The organism is Edwardsiella piscicida, assembly GCF_001896205.1.
Taxonomy (GTDB): domain Bacteria; phylum Pseudomonadota; class Gammaproteobacteria; order Enterobacterales; family Enterobacteriaceae; genus Edwardsiella; species Edwardsiella piscicida.
The window spans coordinates 3,339,303-3,364,997 of record NZ_MPNU01000001.1; the positions used below are offsets into that span (position 1 = coordinate 3,339,303).

22 protein-coding genes and 1 pseudogene are annotated in these 25,695 nt (G+C 61.7%); 10 read left to right on the forward strand and 13 right to left on the reverse strand.

Annotation, left to right across the window (positions count from 1 at the left end; translation table 11 throughout):
* Positions 1 to 927: 927 nt before the first annotated feature.
* On the forward strand, positions 928 to 2,082 hold the full coding sequence (gene metK / locus BRD58_RS15410; RefSeq protein ID WP_012849786.1) for a methionine adenosyltransferase: 1,155 nt from the start codon (positions 928 to 930) through the stop codon (positions 2,080 to 2,082).
* A gap of 427 nt (positions 2,083 to 2,509) precedes the next feature.
* Positions 2,510 to 3,916 (forward strand): sugar porter family MFS transporter, encoded by a 1,407-nt coding sequence (locus BRD58_RS15415; protein ID WP_015462294.1) that lies wholly within the window; start codon positions 2,510 to 2,512, stop codon positions 3,914 to 3,916.
* A 98-nt stretch (positions 3,917 to 4,014) separates the two neighbouring features.
* On the opposite strand, the gene pmbA is transcribed toward BRD58_RS15415, so the two are convergent.
* The gene (gene pmbA, locus BRD58_RS15420; RefSeq protein ID WP_015462295.1) at positions 4,015 to 5,355 is read right to left on the reverse strand and encodes a metalloprotease PmbA; all 1,341 of its coding nucleotides are present in this window, start codon (positions 5,353 to 5,355) and stop codon (positions 4,015 to 4,017) included.
* A 386-nt stretch (positions 5,356 to 5,741) separates the two neighbouring features.
* On the reverse strand, positions 5,742 to 6,143 hold the full coding sequence (locus BRD58_RS15425; protein WP_012849790.1) for an H-NS family histone-like protein: 402 nt from the start codon (positions 6,141 to 6,143) through the stop codon (positions 5,742 to 5,744).
* 481 nt (positions 6,144 to 6,624) lie between these two features.
* On the opposite strand from BRD58_RS15425, the gene yjgA reads away from it, so the two are divergent.
* Positions 6,625 to 7,179: a ribosome biogenesis factor YjgA gene (yjgA, locus tag BRD58_RS15430; protein ID WP_012849792.1), complete on the forward strand. Its 555-nt coding sequence runs from the start codon at positions 6,625 to 6,627 to the stop codon at positions 7,177 to 7,179.
* 49 nt (positions 7,180 to 7,228) lie between these two features.
* On the opposite strand, the gene BRD58_RS15435 is transcribed toward yjgA, so the two are convergent.
* The 6 genes and pseudogenes from BRD58_RS15435 to BRD58_RS15460 form a co-directional block, all read right to left on the reverse strand.
* Positions 7,229 to 7,507, reverse strand: coding sequence for a barstar family protein (locus BRD58_RS15435; RefSeq protein WP_012849793.1), 279 nt, complete (start codon positions 7,505 to 7,507; stop codon positions 7,229 to 7,231).
* A gap of 5 nt (positions 7,508 to 7,512) precedes the next feature.
* Positions 7,513 to 7,977, reverse strand: coding sequence for a ribonuclease domain-containing protein (locus BRD58_RS15440; protein WP_069579316.1), 465 nt, complete (start codon positions 7,975 to 7,977; stop codon positions 7,513 to 7,515).
* Between the two features lie 136 nt (positions 7,978 to 8,113).
* A pseudogene (locus tag BRD58_RS15445) lies at positions 8,114 to 9,513 on the reverse strand (GH1 family beta-glucosidase).
* A gap of 834 nt (positions 9,514 to 10,347) precedes the next feature.
* Entirely contained in the window at positions 10,348 to 11,649 is a 1,302-nt protein-coding gene (locus tag BRD58_RS15450; protein ID WP_012849797.1) for a TRAP transporter large permease, read from the reverse strand.
* On the reverse strand, positions 11,649 to 12,152 hold the full coding sequence (locus tag BRD58_RS15455; protein ID WP_012849798.1) for a TRAP transporter small permease: 504 nt from the start codon (positions 12,150 to 12,152) through the stop codon (positions 11,649 to 11,651). Before BRD58_RS15455 ends, BRD58_RS15450 begins: the two co-directional genes overlap by 1 nt.
* A gap of 63 nt (positions 12,153 to 12,215) precedes the next feature.
* The gene (locus BRD58_RS15460; RefSeq protein ID WP_012849799.1) at positions 12,216 to 13,202 is read right to left on the reverse strand and encodes a TRAP transporter substrate-binding protein; all 987 of its coding nucleotides are present in this window, start codon (positions 13,200 to 13,202) and stop codon (positions 12,216 to 12,218) included.
* Positions 13,203 to 13,581: 379 nt separating this feature from the next.
* Here BRD58_RS15460 and BRD58_RS15465 point away from each other — a divergent pair, with 379 nt between their 5' ends.
* The 6 genes from BRD58_RS15465 to pnuC all read left to right on the forward strand — a co-directional run bounded on the left by BRD58_RS15465 (position 13,582) and on the right by pnuC (position 19,387).
* The gene (locus BRD58_RS15465; RefSeq protein ID WP_015462298.1) at positions 13,582 to 14,502 is read left to right on the forward strand and encodes a LysR family transcriptional regulator; all 921 of its coding nucleotides are present in this window, start codon (positions 13,582 to 13,584) and stop codon (positions 14,500 to 14,502) included.
* A 130-nt stretch (positions 14,503 to 14,632) separates the two neighbouring features.
* Positions 14,633 to 15,751, forward strand: a complete 1,119-nt coding sequence (locus tag BRD58_RS15470; protein WP_012849801.1) for an adenosine deaminase family protein — start codon at positions 14,633 to 14,635, stop codon at positions 15,749 to 15,751.
* Positions 15,752 to 15,754: 3 nt separating this feature from the next.
* Positions 15,755 to 17,011 (forward strand): C4-dicarboxylate transporter DcuC, encoded by a 1,257-nt coding sequence (gene dcuC / locus BRD58_RS15475; protein ID WP_012849802.1) that lies wholly within the window; start codon positions 15,755 to 15,757, stop codon positions 17,009 to 17,011.
* 175 nt (positions 17,012 to 17,186) lie between these two features.
* Positions 17,187 to 17,888, forward strand: a complete 702-nt coding sequence (locus BRD58_RS15480) for a Crp/Fnr family transcriptional regulator (protein WP_073383576.1) — start codon at positions 17,187 to 17,189, stop codon at positions 17,886 to 17,888.
* A 21-nt stretch (positions 17,889 to 17,909) separates the two neighbouring features.
* Entirely contained in the window at positions 17,910 to 18,656 is a 747-nt protein-coding gene (locus tag BRD58_RS15485; protein WP_012849804.1) for a nucleoside phosphorylase, read from the forward strand.
* Between the two features lie 2 nt (positions 18,657 to 18,658).
* Positions 18,659 to 19,387 carry a nicotinamide riboside transporter PnuC gene (pnuC, locus tag BRD58_RS15490; protein WP_015462299.1) on the forward strand — a complete coding sequence of 243 codons (729 nt, stop codon included), beginning with the start codon at positions 18,659 to 18,661 and terminating at the stop codon, positions 19,385 to 19,387.
* A 68-nt stretch (positions 19,388 to 19,455) separates the two neighbouring features.
* Here pnuC and BRD58_RS15495 read toward each other — a convergent pair whose 3' ends face one another.
* From BRD58_RS15495 to BRD58_RS15505, 3 genes are all read right to left on the reverse strand, one after another.
* Positions 19,456 to 19,893, reverse strand: a complete 438-nt coding sequence (locus BRD58_RS15495) for a GNAT family N-acetyltransferase (protein WP_225857333.1) — start codon at positions 19,891 to 19,893, stop codon at positions 19,456 to 19,458.
* Between the two features lie 168 nt (positions 19,894 to 20,061).
* The gene (locus tag BRD58_RS15500) at positions 20,062 to 21,324 is read right to left on the reverse strand and encodes a nucleoside permease (protein WP_041692539.1); all 1,263 of its coding nucleotides are present in this window, start codon (positions 21,322 to 21,324) and stop codon (positions 20,062 to 20,064) included.
* A 220-nt stretch (positions 21,325 to 21,544) separates the two neighbouring features.
* Positions 21,545 to 22,285, reverse strand: a complete 741-nt coding sequence (locus BRD58_RS15505; RefSeq protein WP_236721604.1) for an SDR family oxidoreductase — start codon at positions 22,283 to 22,285, stop codon at positions 21,545 to 21,547.
* A 145-nt stretch (positions 22,286 to 22,430) separates the two neighbouring features.
* On the opposite strand from BRD58_RS15505, the gene BRD58_RS15510 reads away from it, so the two are divergent.
* The gene (locus BRD58_RS15510) at positions 22,431 to 23,366 is read left to right on the forward strand and encodes a LysR family transcriptional regulator (RefSeq protein WP_012849809.1); all 936 of its coding nucleotides are present in this window, start codon (positions 22,431 to 22,433) and stop codon (positions 23,364 to 23,366) included.
* A gap of 23 nt (positions 23,367 to 23,389) precedes the next feature.
* Here BRD58_RS15510 and BRD58_RS15515 read toward each other — a convergent pair whose 3' ends face one another.
* Complete coding sequence (locus BRD58_RS15515; RefSeq protein WP_012849810.1) at positions 23,390 to 24,514, reverse strand: FUSC family protein; 1,125 nt, start codon at positions 24,512 to 24,514, stop codon at positions 23,390 to 23,392.
* On the reverse strand, positions 24,505 to 25,527 hold the full coding sequence (locus BRD58_RS15520) for a hypothetical protein (RefSeq protein ID WP_073383579.1): 1,023 nt from the start codon (positions 25,525 to 25,527) through the stop codon (positions 24,505 to 24,507). Before BRD58_RS15520 ends, BRD58_RS15515 begins: the two co-directional genes overlap by 10 nt.
* Between the last annotated feature and the right edge of the window lie 168 nt (positions 25,528 to 25,695).

Genomic DNA, 25,695 nt, shown 5'->3' on the forward strand with positions numbered 1-25,695 from the left:
CCACACGCCGGGATTTTTGGCGTGACCACAAAGCTCAGCGCCGGACATAATGCCGGGCCGATATCAGTATAAGAACAAAACACGTCGTTAACTCCGTGGGTCGGGGAGCGCATTGGAATCGCCGATCCCCTATGAATAAACCCCTGCGGCCGGACGCCACAGGCTACCCTTGTTCAGTCATCAGATGCCGTAAACGGCGCAAGAATCCTGAGGTACACCCAAGCCGTCATCCCAAGAGTGGGTAACATCGGGCAAATGCGAGAAAAGAGGATAAAAAGGAGGGAAGGCGCGTTGCGCAAAACGCGTCGCGATGACGCAGTACGCCGCAGGGAGCGGCACGTTTTACCACAGCCTTAGCACGGATCATTACCTGAACCACCTCCATCGCTGCCATATCACACGGCAGATCTTCAAAGTTAACAGCATGATAAAACTGACAGTATGGCGCTGCCATACCCTCCTCGGCCGGAAGTGGGACACATAGCCGCCCCGAAACGCCCCGTTTTACGCCACCCGCGAAGGGGGAAAACGGCAGCACTCCGGTTGAAGCGTTATGCACCGGTAAGCCGCGCGCCGTTTATACCGACAACGGGCTAAAAAAGCAAAATGAAATTGTATCCACCGGCTGCAATCGGATCACCGGGTGCGCAGCGGGATCCCCCAGAGTGCGTTTCCGACAAAAAAGGAGTGGAAAAATCCCACCGCCTTGGCCTAGAATAGCCGTCCAGATGTTAATCCATCTATACTTTTTAACCGATAAACTGCTTAACGGCTTTGCCTGAGGGGCGTTGCAGGAAGCATCAGGCACCAGAGGTCCTCAGCGGATAACGATGAGGGTGCCCCTGATGGCTACCCCCAAACAGCACGCAGCGTCAGCGCTGTGCAGCGCAGTAGAATCAACCCGTCTTTTGAAGGTAAAGAACACATATGGCTAAACACCTTTTCACTTCCGAGTCCGTGTCTGAAGGACATCCGGATAAAATCGCCGACCAAATCTCCGACGCCGTACTGGATGCCATCCTCGAGCAGGATCCGAAGGCGCGCGTAGCCTGTGAAACCTACGTCAAAACCGGCATGGTGCTGGTCGGCGGCGAAATCACCACCAACGCCTGGGTCGATATCGAAGAGCTGACCCGTAAAACCGTGGCCGACATCGGCTACGTCAGCTCTGACATGGGCTTTGACGCCAACTCTTGCGCCGTACTGAGCGCCATCGGCAAGCAGTCCCCGGATATCAACCAGGGCGTCGACCGCTGCGATCCGCTGGAGCAGGGCGCCGGCGACCAGGGCATCATGTTCGGCTATGCCACCAACGAAACCGACGTACTGATGCCGGCGCCGATCACCTACGCCCACCGTCTGATGGAGCGTCAGGCCCAGGTGCGCAAAAACGGCACCCTGCCGTGGCTGCGTCCGGATGCCAAGAGCCAGGTGACCTTCCAGTATGACGACGGCAAGATCGCCGGTATCGATGCCGTGGTGCTCTCTACCCAGCACGCCGACACCATCAGCCAGAAAGATCTGCAGGAAGCGGTGATGGAAGAGATCATCAAGCCGGTTCTGCCTGCCGAGTGGCTGTCTGCCAGCACCAAATACTTCATCAACCCGACCGGCCGCTTCGTTATCGGCGGCCCGATGGGCGACTGCGGCCTGACCGGTCGTAAGATCATCGTCGACACCTACGGCGGCGCTGCCCGTCACGGCGGCGGTGCGTTTTCCGGTAAAGATCCGTCCAAGGTGGACCGCTCTGCCGCCTACGCCGCGCGCTATGTGGCCAAGAACATCGTCGCCGCCGGCCTGGCCGACCGCTGCGAGATCCAGGTCTCCTACGCCATCGGCGTGGCCGAGCCGACCTCTATCATGATAGAAACCTTCGGCACGGAGAAGGTCGATCAGGAGCAGCTGACCCAGCTGGTTCGTGAGTTCTTCGATCTGCGTCCGTATGGCCTGATCCAGATGCTGGATCTGATCCAGCCGATCTATCGCCAGACGGCAGCCTACGGCCACTTTGGCCGCGAGCAGTTCCCGTGGGAAAAAACCGACAAAGCCGCGCTGCTGCGCGAGGCCGCCGGTCTGAAGTAATCGCGAACTCCCTTGCATAAGGCAGGCCTTACGGCCTGCCTTTTTTTATCCCCCGCCGCCCCCCTGCCGCTGACGCCAATCCAAGCCAAGTCAATCCAAGCCAAGCCAAGCCAAGCCAAGCCAAGCCAAGCCAAAGTGAAAACGATTACATTTCGTCGATACAGCACCGTCACCCGTCGGCGCCACGCCGCCTATTCGTAGGCTTACGCCGGCTTTTCATTGGCCAAAATAGGGATAAAACCGCGAAATAACGTCATGTTACAACACAAACAAAGCGAGTCATTAACAGCCTGGCTACGTGCATTGATGATGATTATTTATCGTGGCGTATGTAAACGATTACATTTATGTGATCATGCGCACTTTATAGTCAGCGGGCAATTCTTACCATGGCGACATCAGAGAAATGATCCTGTTTGGAGGCAGTATGAGTACTACCGTCAATACATCCGCCGTACCCCATGCCCGTTCCAACGCCGGCATGACGTTCTTTGTCTGCTTTCTGGCCGCGCTAGCGGGTCTGCTGTTTGGTCTGGATATCGGGGTGATCGCCGGCGCACTGCCGTTTATTACCGATACCTTTAACATCACCAGCTCGCAGCAGGAGTGGGTCGTCAGCTCGATGATGTTCGGGGCCGCCGTCGGCGCCGTCGGCAGCGGCTGGATGAACCACCGTATGGGGCGTAAATACAGCCTGATGATCGGGGCGATTCTGTTCGTCGTCGGCTCCCTGTGCTCCGCCTTCGCCCCTAACGTCGATATTCTGATCCTGTCGCGTATCCTGCTGGGGCTGGCCGTCGGCATCGCCTCCTACACCGCGCCGATCTACCTGTCCGAGATCGCCCCGGAGCGCATCCGCGGCAGCATGATCTCGATGTACCAGCTGATGATCACCATCGGGATCCTCGGTGCCTATCTGTCCGACACCGCCTTTAGCTATACCGGCTCCTGGCGCTGGATGCTGGGGGTGATCACCATCCCGGCCATCGTGCTGCTGCTGGGGGTCTTCTTCCTGCCGGATAGCCCGCGCTGGCTGGCCTCCCGTAACCGCCACGAGCAGGCGCGTCAGGTGCTGGAAAAGCTGCGCGACAGCAGCCAGCAGGCCCAGGATGAGCTGAACGATATTCGTGACAGTCTGAAGTTAAAGCAGAGCGGCTGGGCGCTGTTCCTGCAGAACAGCAACTTTCGCCGGGCGGTCTATCTGGGGATTCTGCTGCAGGTAATGCAGCAGTTTACCGGGATGAACGTCATCATGTACTACGCACCGAAAATCTTCGATCTGGCCGGCTTTGCCAGCACCGAACAGCAGATGTGGGGAACGGTGATCGTCGGCCTGGTCAACGTATTGGCCACCTTCATCGCCATCGGCCTGGTGGACCGCTGGGGCCGTAAGCCGACGCTGATCCTGGGCTTTATCGTCATGGCCATCGGGATGGGCACACTGGGCACCATGATGCACATCGGCATTACCTCTAGCGTGGTGCAGTACTTCGCCATCTTTATGCTGCTGCTGTTTATCGTCGGCTTCGCCATGAGCGCCGGCCCGCTGATCTGGGTACTGTGCTCCGAAATCCAGCCGCTGAAAGGGCGTGACTTCGGCATCACCTGCTCCACCGCCACCAACTGGATCGCCAACATGATCGTCGGGGCAACCTTCCTGACCATGCTGAACAATCTGGGCAGCGCCCACACCTTCTGGGTCTACGCCGCCCTGAACCTGATCTTCATCTTCATTACCCTGGCGCTGATCCCGGAGACCAAGAATATCTCCCTGGAGCACATCGAGCGTAATCTGATGGCCGGCAAATCGCTGCGCAACATCGGCTCGCGCTAAACACGTCGCCCCACGCTACCGCATGGCGCCTGCCATGCGGTTTTTTTTGTCCGCAGCGAGGCAAACCCCCGGCAGCGTCGGGGGCGATGAGATCCCCCTTACTCCCCGGCGATCTGCATGCTGTCCAGCAGCACCGAGCCGCACTGAATGTTGCTACGCGTCTCAATATCGTCGCCTATCGTGACCATGTTGGCCCACATATCGCGCAGATTGCCGGCGATGGTGACCTCGCTCACCGGGTACTGGATCTCGCCGTTCTCCACCCAGAAACCGGATGCGCCGCGCGAATAGTCGCCGGTCACCGCGCTCACCCCCTGCCCCATCAGTTCGGTGACCAGGAATCCGCGCCCCATCTCCCGCAGCATCTGTTCAAATCCCAGCCCGCGGCCGGCGATACGCCAGTTATGAATGCCGCCGGCGTGACCGGTGCTATGCAGCCCCAGCTTACGCGCCGAATAGCTGGTCAGCAGCCAGGTCTGCAGCACGCCGTCCTGTACAATGCGGCGCGGCGTGGTGCGTACCCCTTCGCTGTCGAACGGGGTCGACGCCAGACCGCGCAGCAGGTGCGGCTGCTCATCGATGGTCAGCCAGGATGGCAGGATCTGCTGGCCCAGGCTGTCGAGTAAAAAGGTGGACTTGCGGTACACGCTGCTGCCGCTAATGGCCCCGACCAGATGGCCGAACAGCCCGGTAGCGGCCTCTGCGGCGAACATCACCGGCGCCTGCATGGTGGGCAGACGACGCGGCGCCAGGCGCGCAAGCGTTCGGCGGGCGCACTCCTCGCCGACCCAGCGCGCGGAGCGCAGATCGTCCATATCTCGGGCGATGGTATAGGCGTAATCACGCTCCATATCGCCGTTCTGCTCGGCAATCACGCAGCTGGAAAGAGAGTGACGGCTGGAGCAGTAGCTCTGCAGCATGCCGTGGCTGTTGCCGAAGACGCGGATGCCATAGTGGCTGTTGAAGCTACCGCCCTCGGTATTGGTGATGCGTGCATCGGCGCTCAGGGCCGCCTGCTCGGCCTCCGCCGCCAGCGCAATCGCCTGCTCAGCGTTCAGCTCCGCCGGGTGAAACAGATCCAGATCCGGCGCCTCAAACGCCAGCAGATCGCGCGGCGCCGGCCCGGCGCAGGGGTCCGGAGAGGTGTAGCGCGCAATGTCCAACGCCGCCTGCACCGTACGCGCGATGGCCTGCGGGCTGAGATCGGTCGAGGAGGCGCTGCCTTTACACTGCTGATGGTAGACGGTGATCCCCAGCGCGCCGTCGCTGTTAAACTCGACGTTCTCGACCTCACCAAAGCGGGTGCTGACGCTGATGCCGGTGGTCCGGGTCACCGCCACCTCTGCCGCATCCGCTCCGGCCTGCGCCAGCGTCAGCGCCTGCGCCACGGCCTCTTCCAGCGCCTTGCGCTGCTCTGCTACCTGATTGATGACTTTCATTAATCCGCCATGATTGCAAAACGGTTAAACCGGACGACACCGCGCCGTCGGCTATGACAACAGGCCGCAGCCTGAGTAATACAGGGCCGTATCTCCCGCGGACAGCCGGCAGCGGTACAGGCCGGCGCGATCGCCGACAACCGCCCAGGGACAACGGCGCCCAATGAGGGAACAGCAGCTAAGAGTGTAACAGGAAGCGCAGCGAATTTCGTTGCCAGCGCATGCCCCGGCGCAGACCCACCGCGGTGCGGGCGCCGTGCCGAAGGCGCAGCGCGACCCGGCGAAAGGATGAGATAAGAAAAGACGGGACGTGCGGAGCCGCCGCAAATAACGGCGCGACCGTCATGCCCCTGCGCTAACGGGGAGCATCATGACGGTCGGAGAATTTATTTGATCAGGAAATCATCCAGGGATTTACCGGCATCAACTTCAATCTTGATCATTTTCGGCATGCGGCCCTGACCGGTCCACTGCTTAATTTCGCCGTTCTCATCCAGATATTCATATTTAGCCGGACGCGGCGCACGCTTAGCTTTACGCTCGGTGACCTTTTCCATCTCCAGCAAATCATCCAGAGAGATCCCTTCGGCCATCAGCATTTCGCGGTAGGACTTCAGCTTCTCTTCACGCTCGCGGCGGCTGCTCTCAGCCTGCTCGATCTCTTCACGGCGCTCGCTTACCACGGCGCGCAGCTTATCCAGCATCTCTTCCAGAACGGAAATCTGGGTTTCGCGTGCATAGGCACGCAGCGTACGAATATTATTCAGTGACTTCAACAAATCTGACATAACTAACCTATATTAATTTAGACCGCGGCATTATAATTATATTGTCTTTCGAGTCAAAACCTATGACAAATTAATTTTCCCTGACCGACGTTCCGTGTTCGGTCCCTCTTTCCGCCACCGTTAACAGATCAAAAAAAACGATTTAGCAAAATATTATATATCCCCAATCAGATCACAATCCGCCAATTAAATATTAATATGTATTATTAATCAGAGAATTAATTTCAACGCACTGCGTCGAGCCGTCCTCGTCGTCGCGCGACAGACCACGCGTAACGCGCTCTTTTTCGTCGCCACAGCGCGGCGCACGGGGGACGATGGCGAACATTCCCTGCCGTAAAACGGGCGCCGGGTATATACTTCTGCACGGGAAACCGTCTTACGGGTCATCCATCGGCCGCGGCGTCGGCGCGGGCCGATAATTGCGCGACACGCGCGCGTACACCTGTTAGGATGTGCGCCATTTTTTAAGGAAACTGCCATGCACAAACATCCAGACGAAGAGTGGCTGGACGAGATCCCAGGCCAACAAGAGAACGAAGATGATGATGAAATCATCTGGGTCAGCAAAAGCGAAATCAAACGCGATGCCGAAGCCCTGAAAGCCCTGGGGGCCGAACTGGTAGACCTCGGGAAAAATGCGCTGGATCGCATCCCGCTGGATGAAGATCTGCGCGCCGCAATTGAACTGGCGCAGCGCATCAAGAAAGAGGGGCGTCGTCGCCAGCTGCAGCTGATCGGTAAACTGCTGCGCCAGCGCGATCCCGAGCCGATCCAAACGGCGCTGGATAAGCTGAAAAACCGCCACAATCAGCAGGTTGCTCTGTTCCATAAGCTGGAGCAGCTGCGCGACCGTCTGATCAACGATGGCGATGAGACGATCACCGAGGTTCTGAACCTCTATCCCCACGCCGACCGCCAGCAGCTGCGTGCCCTGATCCGCAACGCCAAAAAAGAGCGGGACGGTAACAAGCCCCCCAAATCCGCACGTCAGATCTTCCAATATCTGCGCACGCTGGCAGAAACGAACGACTGATACAACGCGCCTGCCGGCCGCTTGGCCGGTAGCGCCGTTTTCCACCGCGCTAGGCCGCCCTATCGTAGGTGTTAAAGCGCAGCTCGCCCTCCAGCTCCTCTTCGGCGGCTTCAAACAGCAGCACCAGCGCCGCAAAGCGTCGCTTCTTCGCGGCGTCGAAGTTGACGAACGTAATCTCCAGCGGCATCCCGATATCGCCGGTCAGCACATCCCACAGCGCATCAAGGTTATTGCCAAACCTCGGCGCCAGCGTAAAGGCCTGGGAAAACTGGCGATAGAACGCCGCTAAATCAGCTATCTGGTTAAAATCAAACTGGACTTTTTGCATGGCGATCACTCCATACGGGTAAAGTGTCGATAGTGATCACGGGTGACATAAATCAGACCGTCGTTAGAGTACAGTACACGATCCGCCTGACGACGGCCACAGCGATAGTTTATATCGGCTTCACGCCAGATCCGGTGCGCCTGCTGCGGCAGACGCCCCTCGCGGTTGGCGAAACGATCGCCGCCGATGGCCCGCCCGGGCACCACCTGGCACAGGTTGCCGCGAGCGGGATCCCAGCCCGCCGCTCGCGCCTGACGCTTGGTAATATAGTAGTCAGGCAGCCGCTGGTTCGCCTGAAGATAGGCCACCACCCGTGCCTGGCGCGTCAGCTGCTCGATCGACGCTTCCGTCTGTTGCGTCGGCTCATCGCTGACCCCGCGCGCAGGGTGCTGCGCCAGCGCCACGCCGCCCGCGATCATGACACTCAGGGCCAGGATCAGGCCAAAGAAACCTCTGCTCCGTCCGTTCATCGTTACTGAGAGACCACTCCTGCACTGCGACGGCAACGCGACCGTCTCTGTCTGCCGCCAACGGCGGCCCTATCCCTTTATCATAAACGCTGAGGCGGGAAAAACCAGCCGGGCGCTGCCGTCAGGAGGCCAGGATTTAACGCTGAGCGCCGTTGCTGCGGATCACCTGCTGATACCAGTAGAAGCTGCGCTTCTTGCGCCGTGCCAGATCCCGCTGCCGATCGACATACACGAAGCCATACTGCTTCTGGTAACCGTTTAGCCACGAGAGCAGATCGATAAACGACCAAGGGTAGTAGCCGCGCACGTCGGCGCCTTCGGCGATGGCCTGCTCGACGGCGGCGATATGGTCGCGCAGGTAGTCGATACGGGGCTGGTCGGCTATCTCATCGTCGATGATGGGATCTTTGGCCCCCAGCCCGTTTTCGGTGATGTAAATGGGGATCTCGCCGTAGCGCCGACGGATGCGCGCAATCGCCTCCGTCAGCCCCTGCGGATAGATCTCCCAGTCCCAGTCGGAGTAAACGCCATCGGGGTTGCGTACGATCTTAAACAGCCCCTTAAACCCCATGCCGCCACCGCTGCCCTTCTCTCCGCTGGTATTGAGATCAAAGCCCTGTATATCCTCATTGGCGGCGATCATCTCGCGTTTGTAGTAGTTCAGCCCAATAAAATCGACGGTGTTCTCCCGCAGCAGCGCCGCATCGCCCGGGGCAAACTGCGGTACGCCAAACGCCTGCTGCGCCATCGCCAGCAGCTCCGACGGATAGCTGCCCTTCAGCACCGGATCGAACAGCCAGTGGGTGTGGATCCCCTCGGCCAGTGCGCAGGCGCGCAGATCCTCGGGACGCTGGCTGATGGGATCGTTCGGCTGCATCACGTTAACGAAGCCGATCTGCCCAGCCACGCCCATCTCGCGAAAACGCTTTACCGCCCGCGCGTTGGCCAGAAATACATGGTGACAGGCCTGAATACCGACGCGCGGATCCTTCAGCCCCGGAGGATGCTGGCCGGTAAAGTACCCCATACCGATAAAGACAATGGTTTCGTTAAAGGTCGACCACAGATCGACCCGATCGCCGAAGCGGGCGTAACACAGGCTGGCGTACTCCTCAAAGGCATCCACGATACGACGATCGGCCCAGCCGCCGAAGCGATCCTGCAGCGCCTGCGGCAGATCCCAGTGGTATAGCGTGATCATCGGGCGGATATTGTGCTGCAGCAGCGCATCGATAAGCTCGCTGTAAAAGCGCACGCCCGCCTCATTGACCCGCCCGGTTCCCTCCGGCAGCAGCCGCGACCACGAGAGCGAGAAGCGGTATGAGGTCATCCCCAGCTCGGCCATCAGGGCGATATCCTCACGAAAGCGGTGATAGTGGTCGGCCGCCACATCACCGTTGCTGCCCTGGTAGGTCGTGCCGGGCTGATGCGAGTAAACGTCCCACACGGACAGTCCCTTGCCGTCGGCGTCATGCGCCCCTTCAACCTGATAAGCCGCCGTCGCCGCCCCCACAAAAACCCCTCGGGAAATCCCATGACCATTACTCCTCGGCGTCACGCCATCGCTTGCTCTGCGCCCCGCGGGCGCCCCGATCCGCAGTATAGTCTGTGACAAAAAAAGCCTGCAACCGGTTTCAGAAACCGGTTGCAGTCTACGTGATCGCCGCCACACCGCAGGGCGGCGGCGGCGCGACGCGCCTGTCCCCTATCGGCGATGCCCGCACGCGTATAACGCAGGCGCAGAGGTAAAGGTAGAGGCCGCGGAGGTGGGTTGAGCGCGGAGGTGGGGGGAGAGGCGGATATAAACGCAGAGGTGGACGAGAACGTTCATCGGAGCAGAAACGTGGAATGTATACGCGACGCACGGGCGACGGCGAGGAAGACGACAGGGGATAGAAAGGCGAAAGCAGAGGGGGGAGAGCCTCTCTGCTTTCTGAACCCGATCTGTCAGAATCGGGAGTCGTTCAGCGGAATTTTAGCCGAATCCCGCGAACCGGCTCATTATCTCACAGGCAGCCGACGGCGCAATTCTCCGCGTCGCTAAATCTACTTTTTGTGAGCTGCTAGACCAGATAATTCGGTGATAACGAAGCCCCCCGCTGGTTTTGCTGAAGCATCCCGTCAGGTCGCGCCAACCGGCTATCACCATGTCCGTTTCCCCCCTCGCCCCCCGACCGCGCTGCCGTGTCATTTCGCTGACATACCGGCGTTATAGGGTACGAGGGCGTGCTCCGTAACCGTGCGTGGCGTCGGCGCTCAGACCCGTTATCCCACGTTGTTCCGTGACGCGCGGGATGTTTCTATCCGACGGCGGGTGACAGAACGCAAAAAGGCAGAGATAAACTCTGCCTTTTTGGGGGGTGACTCCGCTTACATCAGGCCGAACAACCGCGGCACAAACAGGGAGATCTGCGGGATATAGGTGATCATCATCAGCGCGACAATCAGCGCCAGGTAGAAGGGCAGCAGCGGCTTAATCAGCTGCTGGATCTTCACGCCGGAGATAGAGCAGCCGACGAACAGCGCGCTCCCGACCGGCGGCGTCAGCAGACCGATACACAGGTTGGCGACCATCATGATACCGAAGTGTACCGGATCCATCCCCAGCTCCTGCGCAATCGGCAGGAAGATCGGGGTAAAGATCAGGACCGCCGGGGTCATGTCCATAAAGATGCCGACGATCAGCAGCACAATGTTGATCAGCAGCAGGATGACGATCGGGTTTTCCGAAATCCCCATCAGCGCATCGCTGATCATGTAAGGGATATCCGCGTTGGTCATCGCCCAGGACATGCCGACGGAGAAGCCGATCAGCAGCAGGACGATCGAGGTCGTCACCACCGACTCCAGGATCAGCCGCGGCAGATCGCGCCACTTCACCTCGCGATAAATCAGCACCGACAGCACAAAGGTGTACACCACGGCGATCGCCGAGGCCTCGGTCGCGGTAAATACGCCGCCGAGGATCCCGCCCATCACGATGAACACCAGCAGCAGGCTGGGCCAGGCATCCCACAGGGCTTTACCCGCCTGACGCAGGGTCGGACGCGCGCTGACCGGGTAATTACGCGCCTTGGCGATAAAGGCACACACCACCATGATCGACAACCCCATCAAGATCCCCGGCAGATAGCCGGCCAGGAACAGCGATGCCACGGACACGCCGCCGGCGGTCAGGGAGAAGACGATCAGCACGTTGGACGGCGGGATCAACAGCCCGGTGATACAGGACGACACGTTCACCGCCGTACAGAAGGCCGGATCATAGCCTTCGCGGGTCTGGATCGGGTGCAGGGTGCCCCCCACCGCCGCCGCCGCCGCCACCGCCGAACCGGAGATGGAGCCGAACATCATGTTGGCCAGCACGTTAACGTGCCCCAGCGAGCCGGGAACGCGCCCCACCATCACCTGGGCCAGGTTGATCAGCCGGATAGCGATGCCGCCGCTGTTCATCAGGGTGCCGGCAAAGATAAAGAACGGGATCGCCAGCAGCGCAAAGTTATCCAGCCCGTTGGCCAGGCGCTGTGCGACGGTAATGGTGGCGATTTCCCACGGGAACATCAGCAGCATGGAGGCAAAGGTGGCGATACCGATAGAAAATGAGATCGGCACGCCGACAAACACCAGAAAGAAGAAGCTGCCAAACAGGGTCAGGGCGATATAGCTATCCATTAGTTATTCACTCCTTGCGGACCGGCCAGTTTCTTCATTCCGCTGATCACAAAATACAGACTATAAAAAATGATGATGGCGCCGCTCAGCGGCAGAATAAAATAGACATACCCCATCGGGATCTGCATCGCCGCCGACAGCTGCGCCGTCTCCAGGGTCTTTTCGATCAGCATCCGTCCGCCGACGATCATCACCAGGAACGAGAACACCATCACCAGCAGATTGACCAGTACGCTCAGCGCAGCCTGGGTGCGGGCATTGACCGACATCGCCAGCAGATCGATAGAGAGGTGGCGCTGGGCGCCCACGGTATAGGCGGCACCCAGCAGGCCGACCCAAATCATCAGAAAACGCGCCAGTTCATCGGTCAGGGTACTGGGCTGACTGAGCACATAACGGCTGAACACCTGCCAGACGACGCAGGCCACCAGCGCCACCATCACCACCACCGCAAACGAGGCGATACTGCGGTCGACGATTTTTTTGATCCGATCGAGAATCATACGGTCTATCCAAATAGCGGGATGAAACGGCGCGGGCGTATCTCTCGCCCGCGCATAACGGCATTACTGCGCAGCGGCTTCAAACTTGTCCAGCAGCGCGGCCTGCTTCGGATCCTTACGGAACTCGTCATACAGCGGCTGTACGGCGGCGCGGAACGGTGCCTTGTCTACGCTGACGATGCTAGCGCCCATCGCTTTGGCCTGCGCACGGGACTCGGCATCGACCTGATCCCACAGCTTCTGCTGGTAGGCCTCAGAATTACGGGCGGCTTTGGTCAGGATGTCCTGCTGCTCCGGGGTCAGCTTCTCCCAGGTTTTGGTGGCGATGACCAGGTAGTCCGGAATCGAGGCGTGCTCATCTTCAGACAGGACGTTGGCGATTTCGATGTGGCGGGTCTGCACCCAGGACGGCACGTTATTCTCCGCGCCATCCACCACGCCCTGCTGCATGGCGGTATACACTTCACCGAAGGAGATCGGCGTCGGAGAGCCGCCCATCAGCTCCACCATCTTGATGGTGGTCGGGCTGGCCTGTACGCGGATTTTCATCCCTTTCAGATCGGCAGGCGAGGTGATCGGCTTCTTGGCATAGAAGCTGCGGGTACCGGCGACGTAGGCGGACATGGCGAAGAAGCCCTTATCCTTGGTGGAGTCCATAATCTCTTTGCCGACCGGACCATACACGACGTTATCAAAGTGCTGCTGATCCTTAAACAGGTACGGCATATTATAAATGGCGTAGACGTTATCGAATGATTCCAGATCGCTGGCGGAGCCTTTCGTCATATCCAGCGCGCCGTTCTGCAGCAGTTCGAGGGTTTCGCGGGCGCTGCCCATCTGGCTGCTGGGGTAAATGCGGATGCGCATATTGCCGTTAGAAAGTTGTTGTACCTCTTTCGCCATCTGCTCGAAGGCCTGGTGCACAACGTGGCTGCGCTCAAGGTTATGAGCCAGTTTCAGCGTGACTTTCTCTGCTGCCTGTGCGCCGCCAGCGATCAGAGAAAGCACGGCTGCGCAGAGGATATGACGGGAAAAAGTTTTCAGTTTCATATAGCAAGGCTCCCTGATATTGGTTGAATATGTGTTACTTTTGGTCTGAACAAATAAGTGATTACGCCAATTTCTGTATGACATCTTATTTTAGCTATCGGATAAGTAGGCAGTACATGCCTCACATTTCCGGTAATTCCCTTATCAGAGATACAATTCTGCGCTTTCGATCACCAAATAATTCGAATTGAACAGCTTAATAACATCGTAAATACCGATGATTTAATCTCCATATTTATCACTCAAATTATTTTTCCTACATATATGTTCGGGAAAAATATATTATTCGCCGAGAATCGCGCGGCGGGGTTGTCATACCACTGGCCGAGAGGGCAGGATAGCGGGGGAGCATCCGGAAAACCGCGGAAGGGGAGCAGAGATGGAGATAGGCTGGCTTGAAGACTTTCTGGCACTGGCAGAGCTGCGTAACTTTTCTCGCGCCGCCGCCAGCCGCAATATCACTCAGCCGGCCTTTGGCCGCCATATCCGGGCGCTGGAGCAGAGCGTCGGCCAGCAGCTGGTCGATCGCAGCACCACGCCGGTGACCCTGACCCCCGCCGGCTATCAGTTTCGCCTGCTGGCCCACGCGATGACCAACCAATGGCGCGAGGGGCTGAACAACATCAACGGACGCCCGCAGGCCCTACTCCACCCGGTGCGTTTCAGCGCCCCCCACAGCCTCTCCTCCCCTTTTCTGCTCGACCTGATCGCCGCGGTCACCGCGGACGACCCGGCGCCTTTACCCTTCGGCGTCGATATTCTGCGGGTGGACTTCGCCGTCGAGGCGCTGATGGAGGGAGAGAGCGACTTCCTGCTGGCCTTTGATAACCATGCCCTGCTGCAGCCGCCGTTTGACAACCTGCTGCTCGGACGCGGCGATCTGCTGCTGGTCAGCGCCCCCGATGCCAACGGCCAGGCCCGCTTTCAGCCGGGGGAGCACCCGGTACCAGTGCTGCGCTACACCCCGGACTCCTACAGCGCCCGCATGGTAGAGCGTCTGATGCCCCAGTATCCCTTCCCCGCCCAGCCGCTGTTTGAGGCCTCGCTGTGCGATCTGCACCGTCAGATGGCGCTGCGCGGCCACGGTCTGACCTGGCTCGCCGACTGCCAGATCGGCGCGGAGCTGGCGGAGGGCCGGCTGGTGGCCGTGGATCGCCAGCGCTGGCGCGTCCCCTATCAGATCCGCCTCTATCGCAACCGCGCCCGCCTGCACCAGCGCGCCGAGGCCTTCTGGCAGCGACTGGCGCAGCGCATCGACGCCGGCCACGCCTTCTGGCCGCCCCCCGCCCCGGCGCGCTAAGCGCTTCGCACGCCGGCGGAAAACCGGCCCCGGTGCCGAATCGGCCTGAGCCATGCCGGAATAGCATTTCACGCCCGACGTGCGCTCCCCTATGATGCGCCTTTCCCTTTTTCTGCCGCGGGATACGTCAATGTCAGCGACGCAAACGATTACCTGGCCGGACTTTCTGGCCCAATTCCCCAAACTGGATCTGCACTACCACCTGCTGGGCGGCGTTCGCCTGGAGACGATGCGCGACCTGGCGAAGCAGGCGGGCGTGCCCCTCACTGAACGCGATGCCAAGAGCTTCTACCGCCGCTATCAGGCTCAGACCGGTCAGGTCAAAGGCGGCATCGCCGCCCTTAACTTCCTCTACCCGCTGCTGACGCGCCCCCAGGATTACTGCCGGGTAATGCAGGAGGTGGCCGAGGACGCCGCGGCGACTGGCGTACGCCACCTGGAGCTGTTCTGGAACCCGTCTGACACCGCGCTGCCCTATGCCGAGGTCACCGCCGCGCTGGCGGAGGGGCTGGCCTGCGCCGCCCAACGCTGGGATATCCACGCGCTGTTCCTGCCGGCCATCAACCGCGAAAAGAGCCCCGAAGAGGCCGTGCGCATGGTGGAGACGGTGCTAGCGCACCCGCACCCGCTGGTGCCCGGCATCGGCATCGACTACCGCGAACACGATGCGCCGATAGAGCACTTCTGGAAAGCCTACCGCCTGGCGCGCCAGGGCGGGCTGCGCCTGACCGGCCACTGCAGCGAGTTTGGTCTGCACTGGCGTAACGTGGAGAGTGGACTGGATCTGCTGCACCTCGATCGCATCGATCACGGCTACAGCATCGTCGATAACCCCGAGCTGATGGCGCGCTGCGCCCGCGACGGCGTTCCCTTTACCGTGGTGCCCAGCAACACCTTCTTCCTCACGCGCTGGCCCGATCGCGACGCGTGGCGCCAGCACCACCCGATCCGCCGCATGGCGGCGGCGGGCATCAACCTGATCCCGGCCACCGACGACTGGCATATGCACGACACCAACGGCGCCGAATGCTATCGGGTCATGGTGGAGGAGTTCGGCTTCGATCTCGACGGGGTGCGAATCATGCTGGCCAACGCCATCGATGCCTGCTGGCAGCCGGCGCCGCTCAAGGCGCGCTGGCGCAGCCAGTGGCTGGCCGAATTCGATGCCCTGCGCGCTCGGCTGGCACAGGAGCCGCCCTGCGATGCGCAGCGCCATGTCATCTACCAACGCCCTGTCTCGGGAGACTAAACCATGTTAGTTATTGCCGGTATTGTGATCCTGATCCTGACGGTGATCCTGCTGATCAAACGCCAGGATACCCGCACCGTGCTGCTGTTCTCCGGCCTGCTGATGTGCCTGCTGGCCGCCGACCCGATGGCGGCGATGAACAGCTTTGCCCAGAAGATGGTCTCCGAGGGGCTGATCCAGGCGATTCTGTCGGCCATCGGCTTCGCCACCGTGATGAAGTTTACCGGCTGTGACCGCCACCTGGTACGCCTGCTGAGCGTACCGCTGCGGCGCGTCGGCCTGCTGCTGATCCCCGGCACCATTCTGCTGACCACCTTCGTCCAGCTGGCGCTGCCCAGCGCCGCCGGGGCCGCCGCCGCCGCCGGTATCACCATGATTCCGCTGCAGCTGGCGGCGGGTATCCACCCGGTAATGGCCGGCGCTGCGGTGCTGGCGGGCACCTTCGGCGCCAGCCTGCTCAATCCGGGCAGTCCGCACATGGCCCTGGTGGCCAAAATCGTCGGCGGCGACGTGATGACCATCATCGGTTCACGCGCCATGACCGTGGTGTGGCTGGGGCTGCTGATCATGGTCGGCATGACGCTGACCGCCCTGCTGCGCCGTGAGCATCGCGGCTATCATTCAACGCTGGAAAGCGAGATGCAGGCCGACCACCAGCCGATCAACCTGCTGGCCGCGCTGATGCCGCTGCTGCCGGTCACCCTGCTGATGCTCGGCGCCTTCGGCGGCGTCAGTTGGCTGAAGATGGGGGTGCCGCAGGCGGTCATGTGGGGGATCCTCGCCACCCTGCTGGTCACTCGGACCCACCCGGGCAAAGCGATTCCGGCCTTCTTCGACGGCATGGGCAAAGCCTACAGCGACGTGTTCGGCATTATCATCTGCGCCGGGGTCTTCGTGGCCGGTCTGAGCGCCATAGGGCTTATCGATGCCGCCAAAACGCTGCTGATCGACTACCCGCAGGCCGCCCGCTTCGGCGGCACCGTCGGCCCATTCCTGATGGCCATCGTGATAGGCTCCGGCGACGCAGCGGCCTACGCCTTCAACGAGGCCATAACCCCCCACGCCGCTGCCTTTGGCATGGATGGCACCAGCCTGGGGACCGCCGCCGCCTTCGCCAGCTACCTGGGGCGCACCGCCTCGCCGCTCTCCGCCGCCGCCATCGTGGTCGCCGGCATGGTCGGCGTCTCGCCGCTCGATCTGGTCAAGCGCACCGCGCCGGTGATGCTGGTGGGACTGCTGCTGCTGATCGTCCTGATCTGAGTCCGTCCGCGGCGCATCCAAACGAGATCGTCGTCACATATCCCGCCACAACACACCCGCCCGGGACATTTGTCCCGGGCGGGTGTGTAATATCAGAGCCCGTCGGCAGTTTTTACGCCCCCGTCGCTGCCGCACCGGACGCCCGTCCTGTCCCGTAACCGAAGGAATATCTATAGTGTTCAAAGCTAACTGCGGCATGCACAGCGAAGCGTGGCAGGCCATCATTGCGCAGGTCACCGCCAACGCCGCCCTCTACGATTGGGTAAAACACTGTCCGCTGAGCGTCATGCGCCGCTGGTCCGCGCGCACCGTCGCGCAGAACGAACTGATCTGCCGGCAGGGCGATATCTGCCAGCATTTCCGACTGATACTACGGGGAGAGGCCGACATCTTTTTTGAAGCTGACGACGGACGCCGTTATCAGCAGGCTCGCTACCACCAGGGAGACATCTTGGGGGAGCTGGAAATATTTGAACAGCGCCCCTATATTTGCTCGGTCGAAGCCACCCGCGAGACGCGTCTACTGGAGCTCACCCGCGATGACTTCCACCGTTGGCTGGCGCTGGATAACCATTTTAATCAACGCATACTGCGTACCTGCAGCCAGCAGTATTATCACCTGTCCGCCAAGGCCGGTGCCGACAGCCTGTATACCCTGCAACAGCGGGTATCGCTGGCGCTGTGGCAACGCTTTGCGCAGCAGGAGAGCACGCGCGTCGCGCTGGATAAACAGCAGCTTAGTCACGAGTTCGCCGCCGCCGTGCGCAGCATTAACCGAATCCTATTCACCCTGAAGGAGCAGCAGATTATCGCGGTTGATGGGGAGCATATTACCCTGCTTGATCCCGATAGCCTGCAGCGTGAAGCCGGTCTGTAATACAGACGTATGAGGAGCCCGATGGAACTACAACCGCACATCCGCCTGAGCCGCGCGATGACCCAGGCACGCTATGCGCTGCTGCCCGGCGATCCACAGCGCGTTGAGCACGTCGCCCGCTTTCTGGCGAAGGTCGAGCCGCTGGGGCAAAACCGTGAATTCCGCGCGCTGCGCGGCGAGTTCCACGGCATCGAAATCCTGGCCGTCTCCACCGGCATCGGCGGCGCATCGACCGCCATCGCCGTGGAGGAGCTGCGTCGCATCGGCGTCACCACCCTGATCCGTATCGGCAGCTGCGGCGCCCTGCAGGATCACATGGCGATGGGCGATCTGGTGATCGCCAGCGGCGCGGTGCGCGATGAGGGGACCAGCCGCGCCTATGCGCCCGCCGGCTACCCGGCCTGCGCCGACAGCGGTCTGGTGCACCTGCTGCGCGCCGAGGCCGAGCGCCTGGCGTTCCCGGCGCACTGCGGCTATGTGCGCAGCCACGACAGCTTTTATACCGACCGAGAGGCCGAGCTGGACGCCGCGTGGTCGGCGCGCGGTATTCTGGCCGCCGATATGGAAACCGCGCCGCTGATGGTGGTCGGCGCGCTGCGCGGCCTGCGCACCGCCTCGGTGCTCAACGTGGTGGTCACCCACAACGGGGGGCTGGAGCAGGGCATCAACGACTACCAACAGCAGGAAGCGCACAGCCAGCGCGGCGAAGCCCGCGAGATCGAGCTGGCCCTCAACGCCATCCGACAGGATTATAACAAGGGGAACTGATCATGGATTTTTTCAGCATTAACAACGTAATGGCAAACATTCCCCTCGGCGAAGGCGGATATGCCCTGTCATGGATCGAGGCCATCGGCACGCTGTTTGGCCTGCTGTGTATCTGGTTTGCCAGCAAAGAGAAGATCATCAACTACCTGTTTGGACTGATCAACGTCACCCTGTTTGCCGCCATCTTTTTCCAGATCCAGCTGTACGCCAGCCTGCTGCTGCAGGTGTTCTTCTTCGCCGCCAACCTGTACGGCTGGTACGCCTGGAGTCGGCAGAACGGCGATAACGAGGCGGCCCTCAAGGTACGCTGGCTGTCGCGCGGCAAGGCGCTGACCCTGATCCTGGTCTGCCTGGTCGCCATTGCCCTGATGACCCGCTTTATCGATCCGGTGTTCGCCGTCCTCACCCGCGTCGCCATCGATCTGCTGCAGGGCATGGGCGTCGCCGTCGTGATGCCGGATCTGCAGCCGGATGCCTTCCCGCTGTGGGACTCCACCATGCTGGTGCTCTCCATCGCCGCGATGGTGCTGATGACCCGCAAATACGTTGAGAACTGGCTGCTGTGGGTGGTGATCGACATCATCAGCGTGGTGATCTACGCCATCCAGGGGGTCTACGCCATGTCGCTGGAGTATATCCTGCTGACCGCGATCGCCGTCATGGGCTCCGTGACCTGGATCAACAGCGCGCGCCGCCACGGCTCCCGCCCGCTGGCGCCGGCCACCGTATAATCGCCCTGTCCGCGTCCCGCCTGCCGGGACGCTATTCTACCGCGCGCCGCCCCGGCGCGCGGCTTATCTCACAGCGGTAGACGGTAGGTCACCTGCCGCGCCTGCTCGGTCAGCCCCAGCGCAGTCAGCATACGCTGCTGCGCCCTATCCTCCAGCGCCACCGCCGTCACCATCTCCGCGCATCCGCGCTGCCGTCCCCAGGCCGCCGCCGCCGCCATCAGCGCCGTCGCCACCCCGCGCCGGCGCCGGTCGGGCGACACGAACAGGCAGCACAGCCGCAGCCGGGCAGGCGCACCGCGCGATAACGTCTCCGGCTGCAGCGCAATCTCCACAAACCCCTGCGCCTCGCCTTCGGCGTCCAACGCCAGCAGGGCGGCGTAAGGGGCGGCATCCAGCAGCGCGCAGCCCTCAAGCCAGTGGCGGCTCAGCGGCGTCTGCGGCGCCAGCTGGGCGCGCAGCGCGACCCAGCGGCGCATCATGGTTTCATCCAACGGTACTATCGTCATGCGGCCCCCTGCGTGGGTAAGATTCGACAGTGGAAAAGGCTAGCCTAACGGCCGGGATCGCGACAGACAACGGATGCGCCAAGGCCAACGGAGGCGCGCGCGGAGGGCATTCCCATGGCAAAAAAAACGGGCCGCACTCTGCGGTGCGACCCGGTATATCTGCGAGGATCAGGCCCCCTGGCGAACGGCGGCGCTCTGCTCCTGCGGTCGGACATAGCGATAGCGGAACAGGAACAGGAAGATGACGGCCAGCAGCAGCGAGTAGCCGGCGAAGATCAGCCATACGGTCGGCCAGTCGGTCACGCCGCCCTGGGTGTAATACTCCACCACCTTACCGCTGACGATACCGCCCAGAATACAGCCAAATCCGTTGGTCATCATCAGGAACATGCCCTGTGCGCTGGCGCGGATGGACGGTTTGACCTCCTGATCGACAAAGACCGAGCCGGAGATGTTAAAGAAGTCAAAGGCGCAGCCGTACACGATCATCGACAGCACCAGCAGCACGGTGCCGAACGGCGACGGATCGCCGTAGGCAAACAGGCCGAAGCGCAGCATCCAAGCCACCATGCTCATCAGCATCACGTTCTTGATACCGTAACGCCCGAGGAAGAACGGGATGGTCAGAATGAACGCGGTCTCAGAGATCTGCGATACCGACAGCAGCACCGAGGCGTGCTCGACGATAAAGCTGCCGCTGAACAGCGGGTTCTGATCGAAGCTGTGCAGGAACGGGTTACCGAACATGTTGGTAATCTGCAGCTCGGCGCCCAGCAGCATGGAGAAAATAAAGAAGATCGCCATACGGGGGGTCTTGAACAGGCTAAAGGCATTCAGCCCCAGCATCTCCGCCCAGCCCTGCTTCTCTTGGTGCTTCGCCACCGGAATATGGGGCAGCGTCATGGCGAACAGGCCCAGCAGCAGCGAGGCCACAGCGCCGATATACAGCTGCATGTAGCTCAGCTCAAAGCCGGAGAAGCTGACCGCCCACATGGCCAGAATAAACCCAATGGTGCCCCAGATACGGATCGGCGGAAAATCTCTGACGATATCCATGCCCGCATTCTGCAGCCGATAATAGGAGATGGTATTCACCAGCCCCAGGGTCGGCATATAGGCTAGCGAGTTCAGCAGGATAACCACGAACATGGCGCTTGGCGTCGTCACCTGGGCCGCCAGGAACAGGGTCAGCGCCCCCACCAGATGACAGGCGGCATAGACCCACTTGGCGCTGATCCATTTATCCGCCACGATCCCCAACAGGGTCGGCATAAACAGCGCCGCAATCCCCAGCGAGCTGTAGACCGCCCCGATGGCCGCGCCGTCAAACTTCAGGGTAACAAACATGTAGGAGCCGAGCGTCGTCAGCCAGCTCCCCCACAGGTAGAACTGCAGAAACGACAGTATCTTCAGCTGCAGCTTGAGATTCATGTTATTTTCCTCACACATAGGAGCCGGGATAAGATGGGATAAAAACATTTTTAATTTATTATGATTTAATCCTATCACCACGCTGGGGAAATATTTTGCTACCGCGCTCAAAAAATGAAAAAGCATATTAATTGCGGCATGAATTAGTGATGGAGATAACATTTATGCCGCAAAGCAAGGAGCGCCGACGCCGGACGAGAGGGGGCGCCAAACCGGGATCTCAGCCCCACGCCGCCCCGCCGTCCAGGTGCAGAACCTCGCCGTTAAGATCGGGATTCGCCATGGCAAACAGCGCGCTGCGCGCGTAGCTCTCCGGCTGCCCCAGCCGCCGCAGCGGCAGTCTCGCGGCGATCGACCGCAGCGCCTCGGGGTCGCCGCCCGTCGCCTGCGCCAGCAGCGGCGTATCCATCGGACCGGGGCTAATCACATTAATCCGGCGCGGCGCCAGCTCACCGACCAGACTATGGGCCAGCGTCTCAACCGCGCTCGCGGCGGCGGCGGCGATGGACTTACCCGGCGACGGCCGCCGCGTGATCATCCCCGAGGTCAGCACCAGCGATCCCTCGGCGGCCATCTTCGGCACCGCCGCGCGCAGGGCATACACCGCGCCCCAAAACCGGCTCGCCATATTGACCCGCAGCGCCGCCATATCGCCGTGCAGCAGCGGCGCCGGCGCGATCTGTGCCGCGGTGATAGCGACATGATCGATCCCGTCAAGCGGGGCAAAGAAGGCGTTGACCGACGCCTCGCTGGCCACATCGATCGTCTCACCGCGGGCCCCTCTCCCTAGCGTGGCCAGCGCGGCCATCAGCCGCGCGGGCGAACGCCCGCCGAGATACACATGCGCCCCGGCCTCCAGCGCCATGCGGGCCGTCGCCAGCCCCAGTCCCGACGTACCGCCGATAATAACGATCTGTTTCCCGCGCAGGGTGTGAAAAGGCATCGCGTGATATTTCCCCATGGTGTGCCGCCCGGCGCCAACGCGGCGCAGGCGTAGTGAATATGCTGTAGGGTAAACGCGATACTGTTTATTATTTAGCGCAAAGATATCCCCGATTTGGGGAGTTAAATTCCCCAATGTCGTCACCGGCGGGAGTGCGAAAACGATGATGTCAGACGAACAGCTTAATGGTATTCAGGCCTTTATCGCCGTAGCCCAGAGCGGGAGCTTTACCCTGGCCGGTGAACGCCTGTGCCGCTCACGCTCGGCCATCGGCAAGGCCGTGGCAAAGCTGGAGAGCCGCCTCGGCGTGCGCCTGCTGCAGCGAACCACCCGCCGCGTGGCGCTGACCGACGAAGGCGCCGCCTTCCTGCAGCACAGCCTGCGGGCCTTTAACGCCCTGGAGCAGGCAGTGGATGTGGCCCATGCGCAGCGCGGCGAGGTTCAGGGGACGATCCGCCTCTCCGTCCCCGTCGCCTTTGGTCGCTGCTGGATCCTGCCCGTTATTCAGCGCCTGGTGCAGCGCTACCCGGCGCTGCGCCCGGAGGTCAGCTTCGCCAATCAGCCCATCGCTCTCGACGACGAACGGGTAGATATCGCGGTCAGAATCGGCCCGCCGCCCAATGCCCCGACGCTGATCGCCCGTCAGATTGGCGTTCAGCACGCCTGCCTCTGCGCAGCTCCGGCCCTGCTGGCGCGCTGTCCCGACATCGACGCGCCCGAGGCGCTGGCGCACACGCCGTGCCTGGTCAGCCAGCCCTATCAGCGCTGGCCGCTGCGCGATCGGGACGGGGAGACCCGGCACTACGCCGTGCGACAGGCGATGGTATTGGATGACGTCATGGCGCTGCGCGACGCCGCGCTGGCCGGGCTGGGGGTCGCCCGGTTGCCCGACTGGCTGGCCGCGCCGCTGATCCGGCGCGGCGCGTTGATCGCGCTGCTGACGTCGGCGGCCCCCGCCGGACGACCGATCCATCTTCTCTGGCCGAGCGATAAATACGCGCCCCGACGCCGACGGGTGACGATCGATGCGCTAACGGCGCACTTCTCGCCGACGCCGCCCTGGCTGCGCGACCCGCCGGACGACCGCGGCGATGCATAGACGCCAACGCCGCGCAAAACCGCCTACCCCTTCCGCGCGGCGCGGCGATGCGGGCCGAGCGACGGGCGCAGACGGCGATCCTCCCGGGCCTTATCGCACAGGAAGGTCAGCGATACCCCGTTCAGCATTGCGGCCACGTCATGCTCTATCGACAGCAGCAGCGCCGACACCTGCGCCCGGCGCTCGCCGTCCTCTCCCGGCGCGGCCAGGGCCTGCCCCCCGATCAGCCGATTAATCCGCTCCAGACGCCGCAGGCGACGGCGCGCCAGATCGAGCCGCAGCGCCACGATAGCGTCGATAACACGGGTCAAGGCCACGCTGTTTAGGCACAGCGCGCGATACCAGGGATCATCCACGGCCAGATGCAGACGGGTCGTCAGGCTGTGCAGCAGGTTCAGCGTCAGCATCAGGCGGCTGATGCGGTGGGTAAACAGCTGAAAGCGCGCGTAGATATAGCGATCGAACAGCAGATCGTAGGACCAGATGGGCAGGTTGCCGTGCACATAGTGCTCCAGCTCCTCAAAATGGTGAAAGAAGGCCCCCTCCGGCACCCGCCACTCTCCCCCGGCCGCCAGTAGGCAGGTCCGGTTAAACCCGGCGATGCGGCGCAGCAGGCCGCTCAGGGTCGCAAAGACCTGATCATGCTGGTGACGCGGCATTATCAGCAGCGAACAGAGATAGGCCACCAGGGCGCCGCACAGCGTATCGATCAGGCGGTAGCTGAGCAGCGTCCACAGCAGCAGACGCTGATGATTAAAAAAGCTGGCCAGCAGCATCGCCACCAGGGTGGTGATCAGGCAGACAAACAGGCCGTAGTAGCGGCTCAGGCACTTGCTCCAGTAGGCCAGCGTCCCGGTCAACACCAGCAGAATCTGGAAGATAAGCGTATGATCGATCAGCAGGATCCCACAGCTGCCCAGCGCGACCCCGCACAGCGTTCCCAGCACACGCTGAAAACCACGGCGAAACGCCGCCGATGAGGAGGTGATGGTCAGGCTGACCACCAGCGCCGTCAGCGGAACCCAAAATCCCTGAACCAGCGGCACCCACGCGATCAGCAGCTGGGCCACCACCATGGAGACCGCGGCGCTGGCCATCTGGTGCAGCACCAGCGGCGGCAGCGACGTCTTAACGACACTCAATCGCATGTCGCCTCCTGCGGCGTCGGGCGCGCCAGCGGCGCGCATTGCTCCACCAGCGCCAGCAGCAGGGAGACCAGCAGGCGCAGCGTGGGATGCGCCCCTTCAGGCAGTGCGGTCGACAGCCACTGGCGCAGCGCCGTCAGCCGCTGCGCGCGCTGCCGGTAGTCCAGCGACTCCACCCGACACAGCAGCGAGGCCAGCGCCAGAAAGCAGCGCCGACGCAGTGCGTTGACCCGGCGCAGATCGTCCCGCCCCAGCGGCTCCACCGGCCAGTAGCTCAGGGTGATCACCCCCTCCACCAGCGCCATCAGCATCGCGGTGCGGGGCGACGGCGGCGCACCGCCGCCGTCACATCCCGCGTGGTATGCGCTCAGCAGGCGCTGCAGCGTAGCCTGACGATTGAAGGTGCCCTTTTTCAGCGCCGGCGCCAGCTGGTTAAAATCGCGGACGGCGGGCAGGTAGGCCAGCCAGCGGCAGGTCTCCCCCAGCTGGTGCAGCAGTACGCGCGGCAGGCGCCGCCGGTAGCGGCGACTGGTACGGGCGGGAAGCACGAGAAAGGCGATCAGCGCGCAGGCGCCGCCGGCCAGCAGCGCCGGGATCAGCTGTCCCATCACCGGGGGCCGCGCCTGCGCCAGCCCATTGGCGATAATGGCGAACAGCGTCACAAACAGTGACACCATGGCCATCGCGGGCCGACGGGAGAACAGATACAGCGTCAGGGCCGCCAGCAGCGCCACCATCACCACCTGCAGCGGGATACTGCACAGGCTGCCCAGCAGCACCGCGCTACCGATCAGCAGGGTATTGATCAGGACGCTCAGCATATGGCTGACGAGGCGATCGCCCATCACCACCTGCACGGAGAATACGCCCAGCAAAATGCTGTAGATCCCCCATTCGGCGAACGGAGCGCACTGATCGACCACGATCCCCAGCGTCAGCCCTATCGCGGTACGCATGGCGTTGAGCATAAAGCGGCCGTCGGGATCGGCCAGAATAACGCGATCGCATCCCCTCATCGCGAGCGCTCCAGCGCAGGACGAGGGGAAATGCCGCGGCCGCGCGGCCGCGGCATCCTTAACGGAGACAAGCAGGAGAGGCTATCCCGAAACACCATAAAATCGCTGACCTAAAAAGAGAGTAATCTATTATTAAATAGCATATCAATCTGGTCATTGGGGTGGAAT

Bases quoted from the DNA above. Each gene is read 5' to 3' on its own strand.
- BRD58_RS15465 (WP_015462298.1), top strand. From the start codon at position 13,582: ATGGAGATAGGCTGGCTTGAAGACTTTCTGGCACTGGCAGAGCTGCGT.
- metK (WP_012849786.1), top strand. From the start codon at position 928: ATGGCTAAACACCTTTTCACTTCCGAGTCCGTGTCTGAAGGACATCCG.
- BRD58_RS15440 (WP_069579316.1), bottom strand. From the start codon at position 7,977: ATGAACGGACGGAGCAGAGGTTTCTTTGGCCTGATCCTGGCCCTGAGT.
- BRD58_RS15485 (WP_012849804.1), top strand. From the start codon at position 17,910: ATGGAACTACAACCGCACATCCGCCTGAGCCGCGCGATGACCCAGGCA.
- BRD58_RS15495 (WP_225857333.1), bottom strand. From the start codon at position 19,893: ATGACGATAGTACCGTTGGATGAAACCATGATGCGCCGCTGGGTCGCG.
- dcuC (WP_012849802.1), top strand. From the start codon at position 15,755: ATGTTAGTTATTGCCGGTATTGTGATCCTGATCCTGACGGTGATCCTG.
- BRD58_RS15505 (WP_236721604.1), bottom strand. From the start codon at position 22,285: ATGGGGAAATATCACGCGATGCCTTTTCACACCCTGCGCGGGAAACAG.
- BRD58_RS15470 (WP_012849801.1), top strand. From the start codon at position 14,633: ATGTCAGCGACGCAAACGATTACCTGGCCGGACTTTCTGGCCCAATTC.
- BRD58_RS15460 (WP_012849799.1), bottom strand. From the start codon at position 13,202: ATGAAACTGAAAACTTTTTCCCGTCATATCCTCTGCGCAGCCGTGCTT.
- BRD58_RS15510 (WP_012849809.1), top strand. From the start codon at position 22,431: ATGATGTCAGACGAACAGCTTAATGGTATTCAGGCCTTTATCGCCGTA.
- BRD58_RS15515 (WP_012849810.1), bottom strand. From the start codon at position 24,514: ATGCGATTGAGTGTCGTTAAGACGTCGCTGCCGCCGCTGGTGCTGCAC.
- pmbA (WP_015462295.1), bottom strand. From the start codon at position 5,355: ATGAAAGTCATCAATCAGGTAGCAGAGCAGCGCAAGGCGCTGGAAGAG.
- BRD58_RS15520 (WP_073383579.1), bottom strand. From the start codon at position 25,527: ATGAGGGGATGCGATCGCGTTATTCTGGCCGATCCCGACGGCCGCTTT.
- BRD58_RS15425 (WP_012849790.1), bottom strand. From the start codon at position 6,143: ATGTCAGATTTGTTGAAGTCACTGAATAATATTCGTACGCTGCGTGCC.
- BRD58_RS15455 (WP_012849798.1), bottom strand. From the start codon at position 12,152: ATGATTCTCGATCGGATCAAAAAAATCGTCGACCGCAGTATCGCCTCG.
- BRD58_RS15500 (WP_041692539.1), bottom strand. From the start codon at position 21,324: ATGAATCTCAAGCTGCAGCTGAAGATACTGTCGTTTCTGCAGTTCTAC.
- BRD58_RS15450 (WP_012849797.1), bottom strand. From the start codon at position 11,649: ATGGATAGCTATATCGCCCTGACCCTGTTTGGCAGCTTCTTCTTTCTG.
- yjgA (WP_012849792.1), top strand. From the start codon at position 6,625: ATGCACAAACATCCAGACGAAGAGTGGCTGGACGAGATCCCAGGCCAA.
- BRD58_RS15415 (WP_015462294.1), top strand. From the start codon at position 2,510: ATGAGTACTACCGTCAATACATCCGCCGTACCCCATGCCCGTTCCAAC.
- BRD58_RS15435 (WP_012849793.1), bottom strand. From the start codon at position 7,507: ATGCAAAAAGTCCAGTTTGATTTTAACCAGATAGCTGATTTAGCGGCG.
- pnuC (WP_015462299.1), top strand. From the start codon at position 18,659: ATGGATTTTTTCAGCATTAACAACGTAATGGCAAACATTCCCCTCGGC.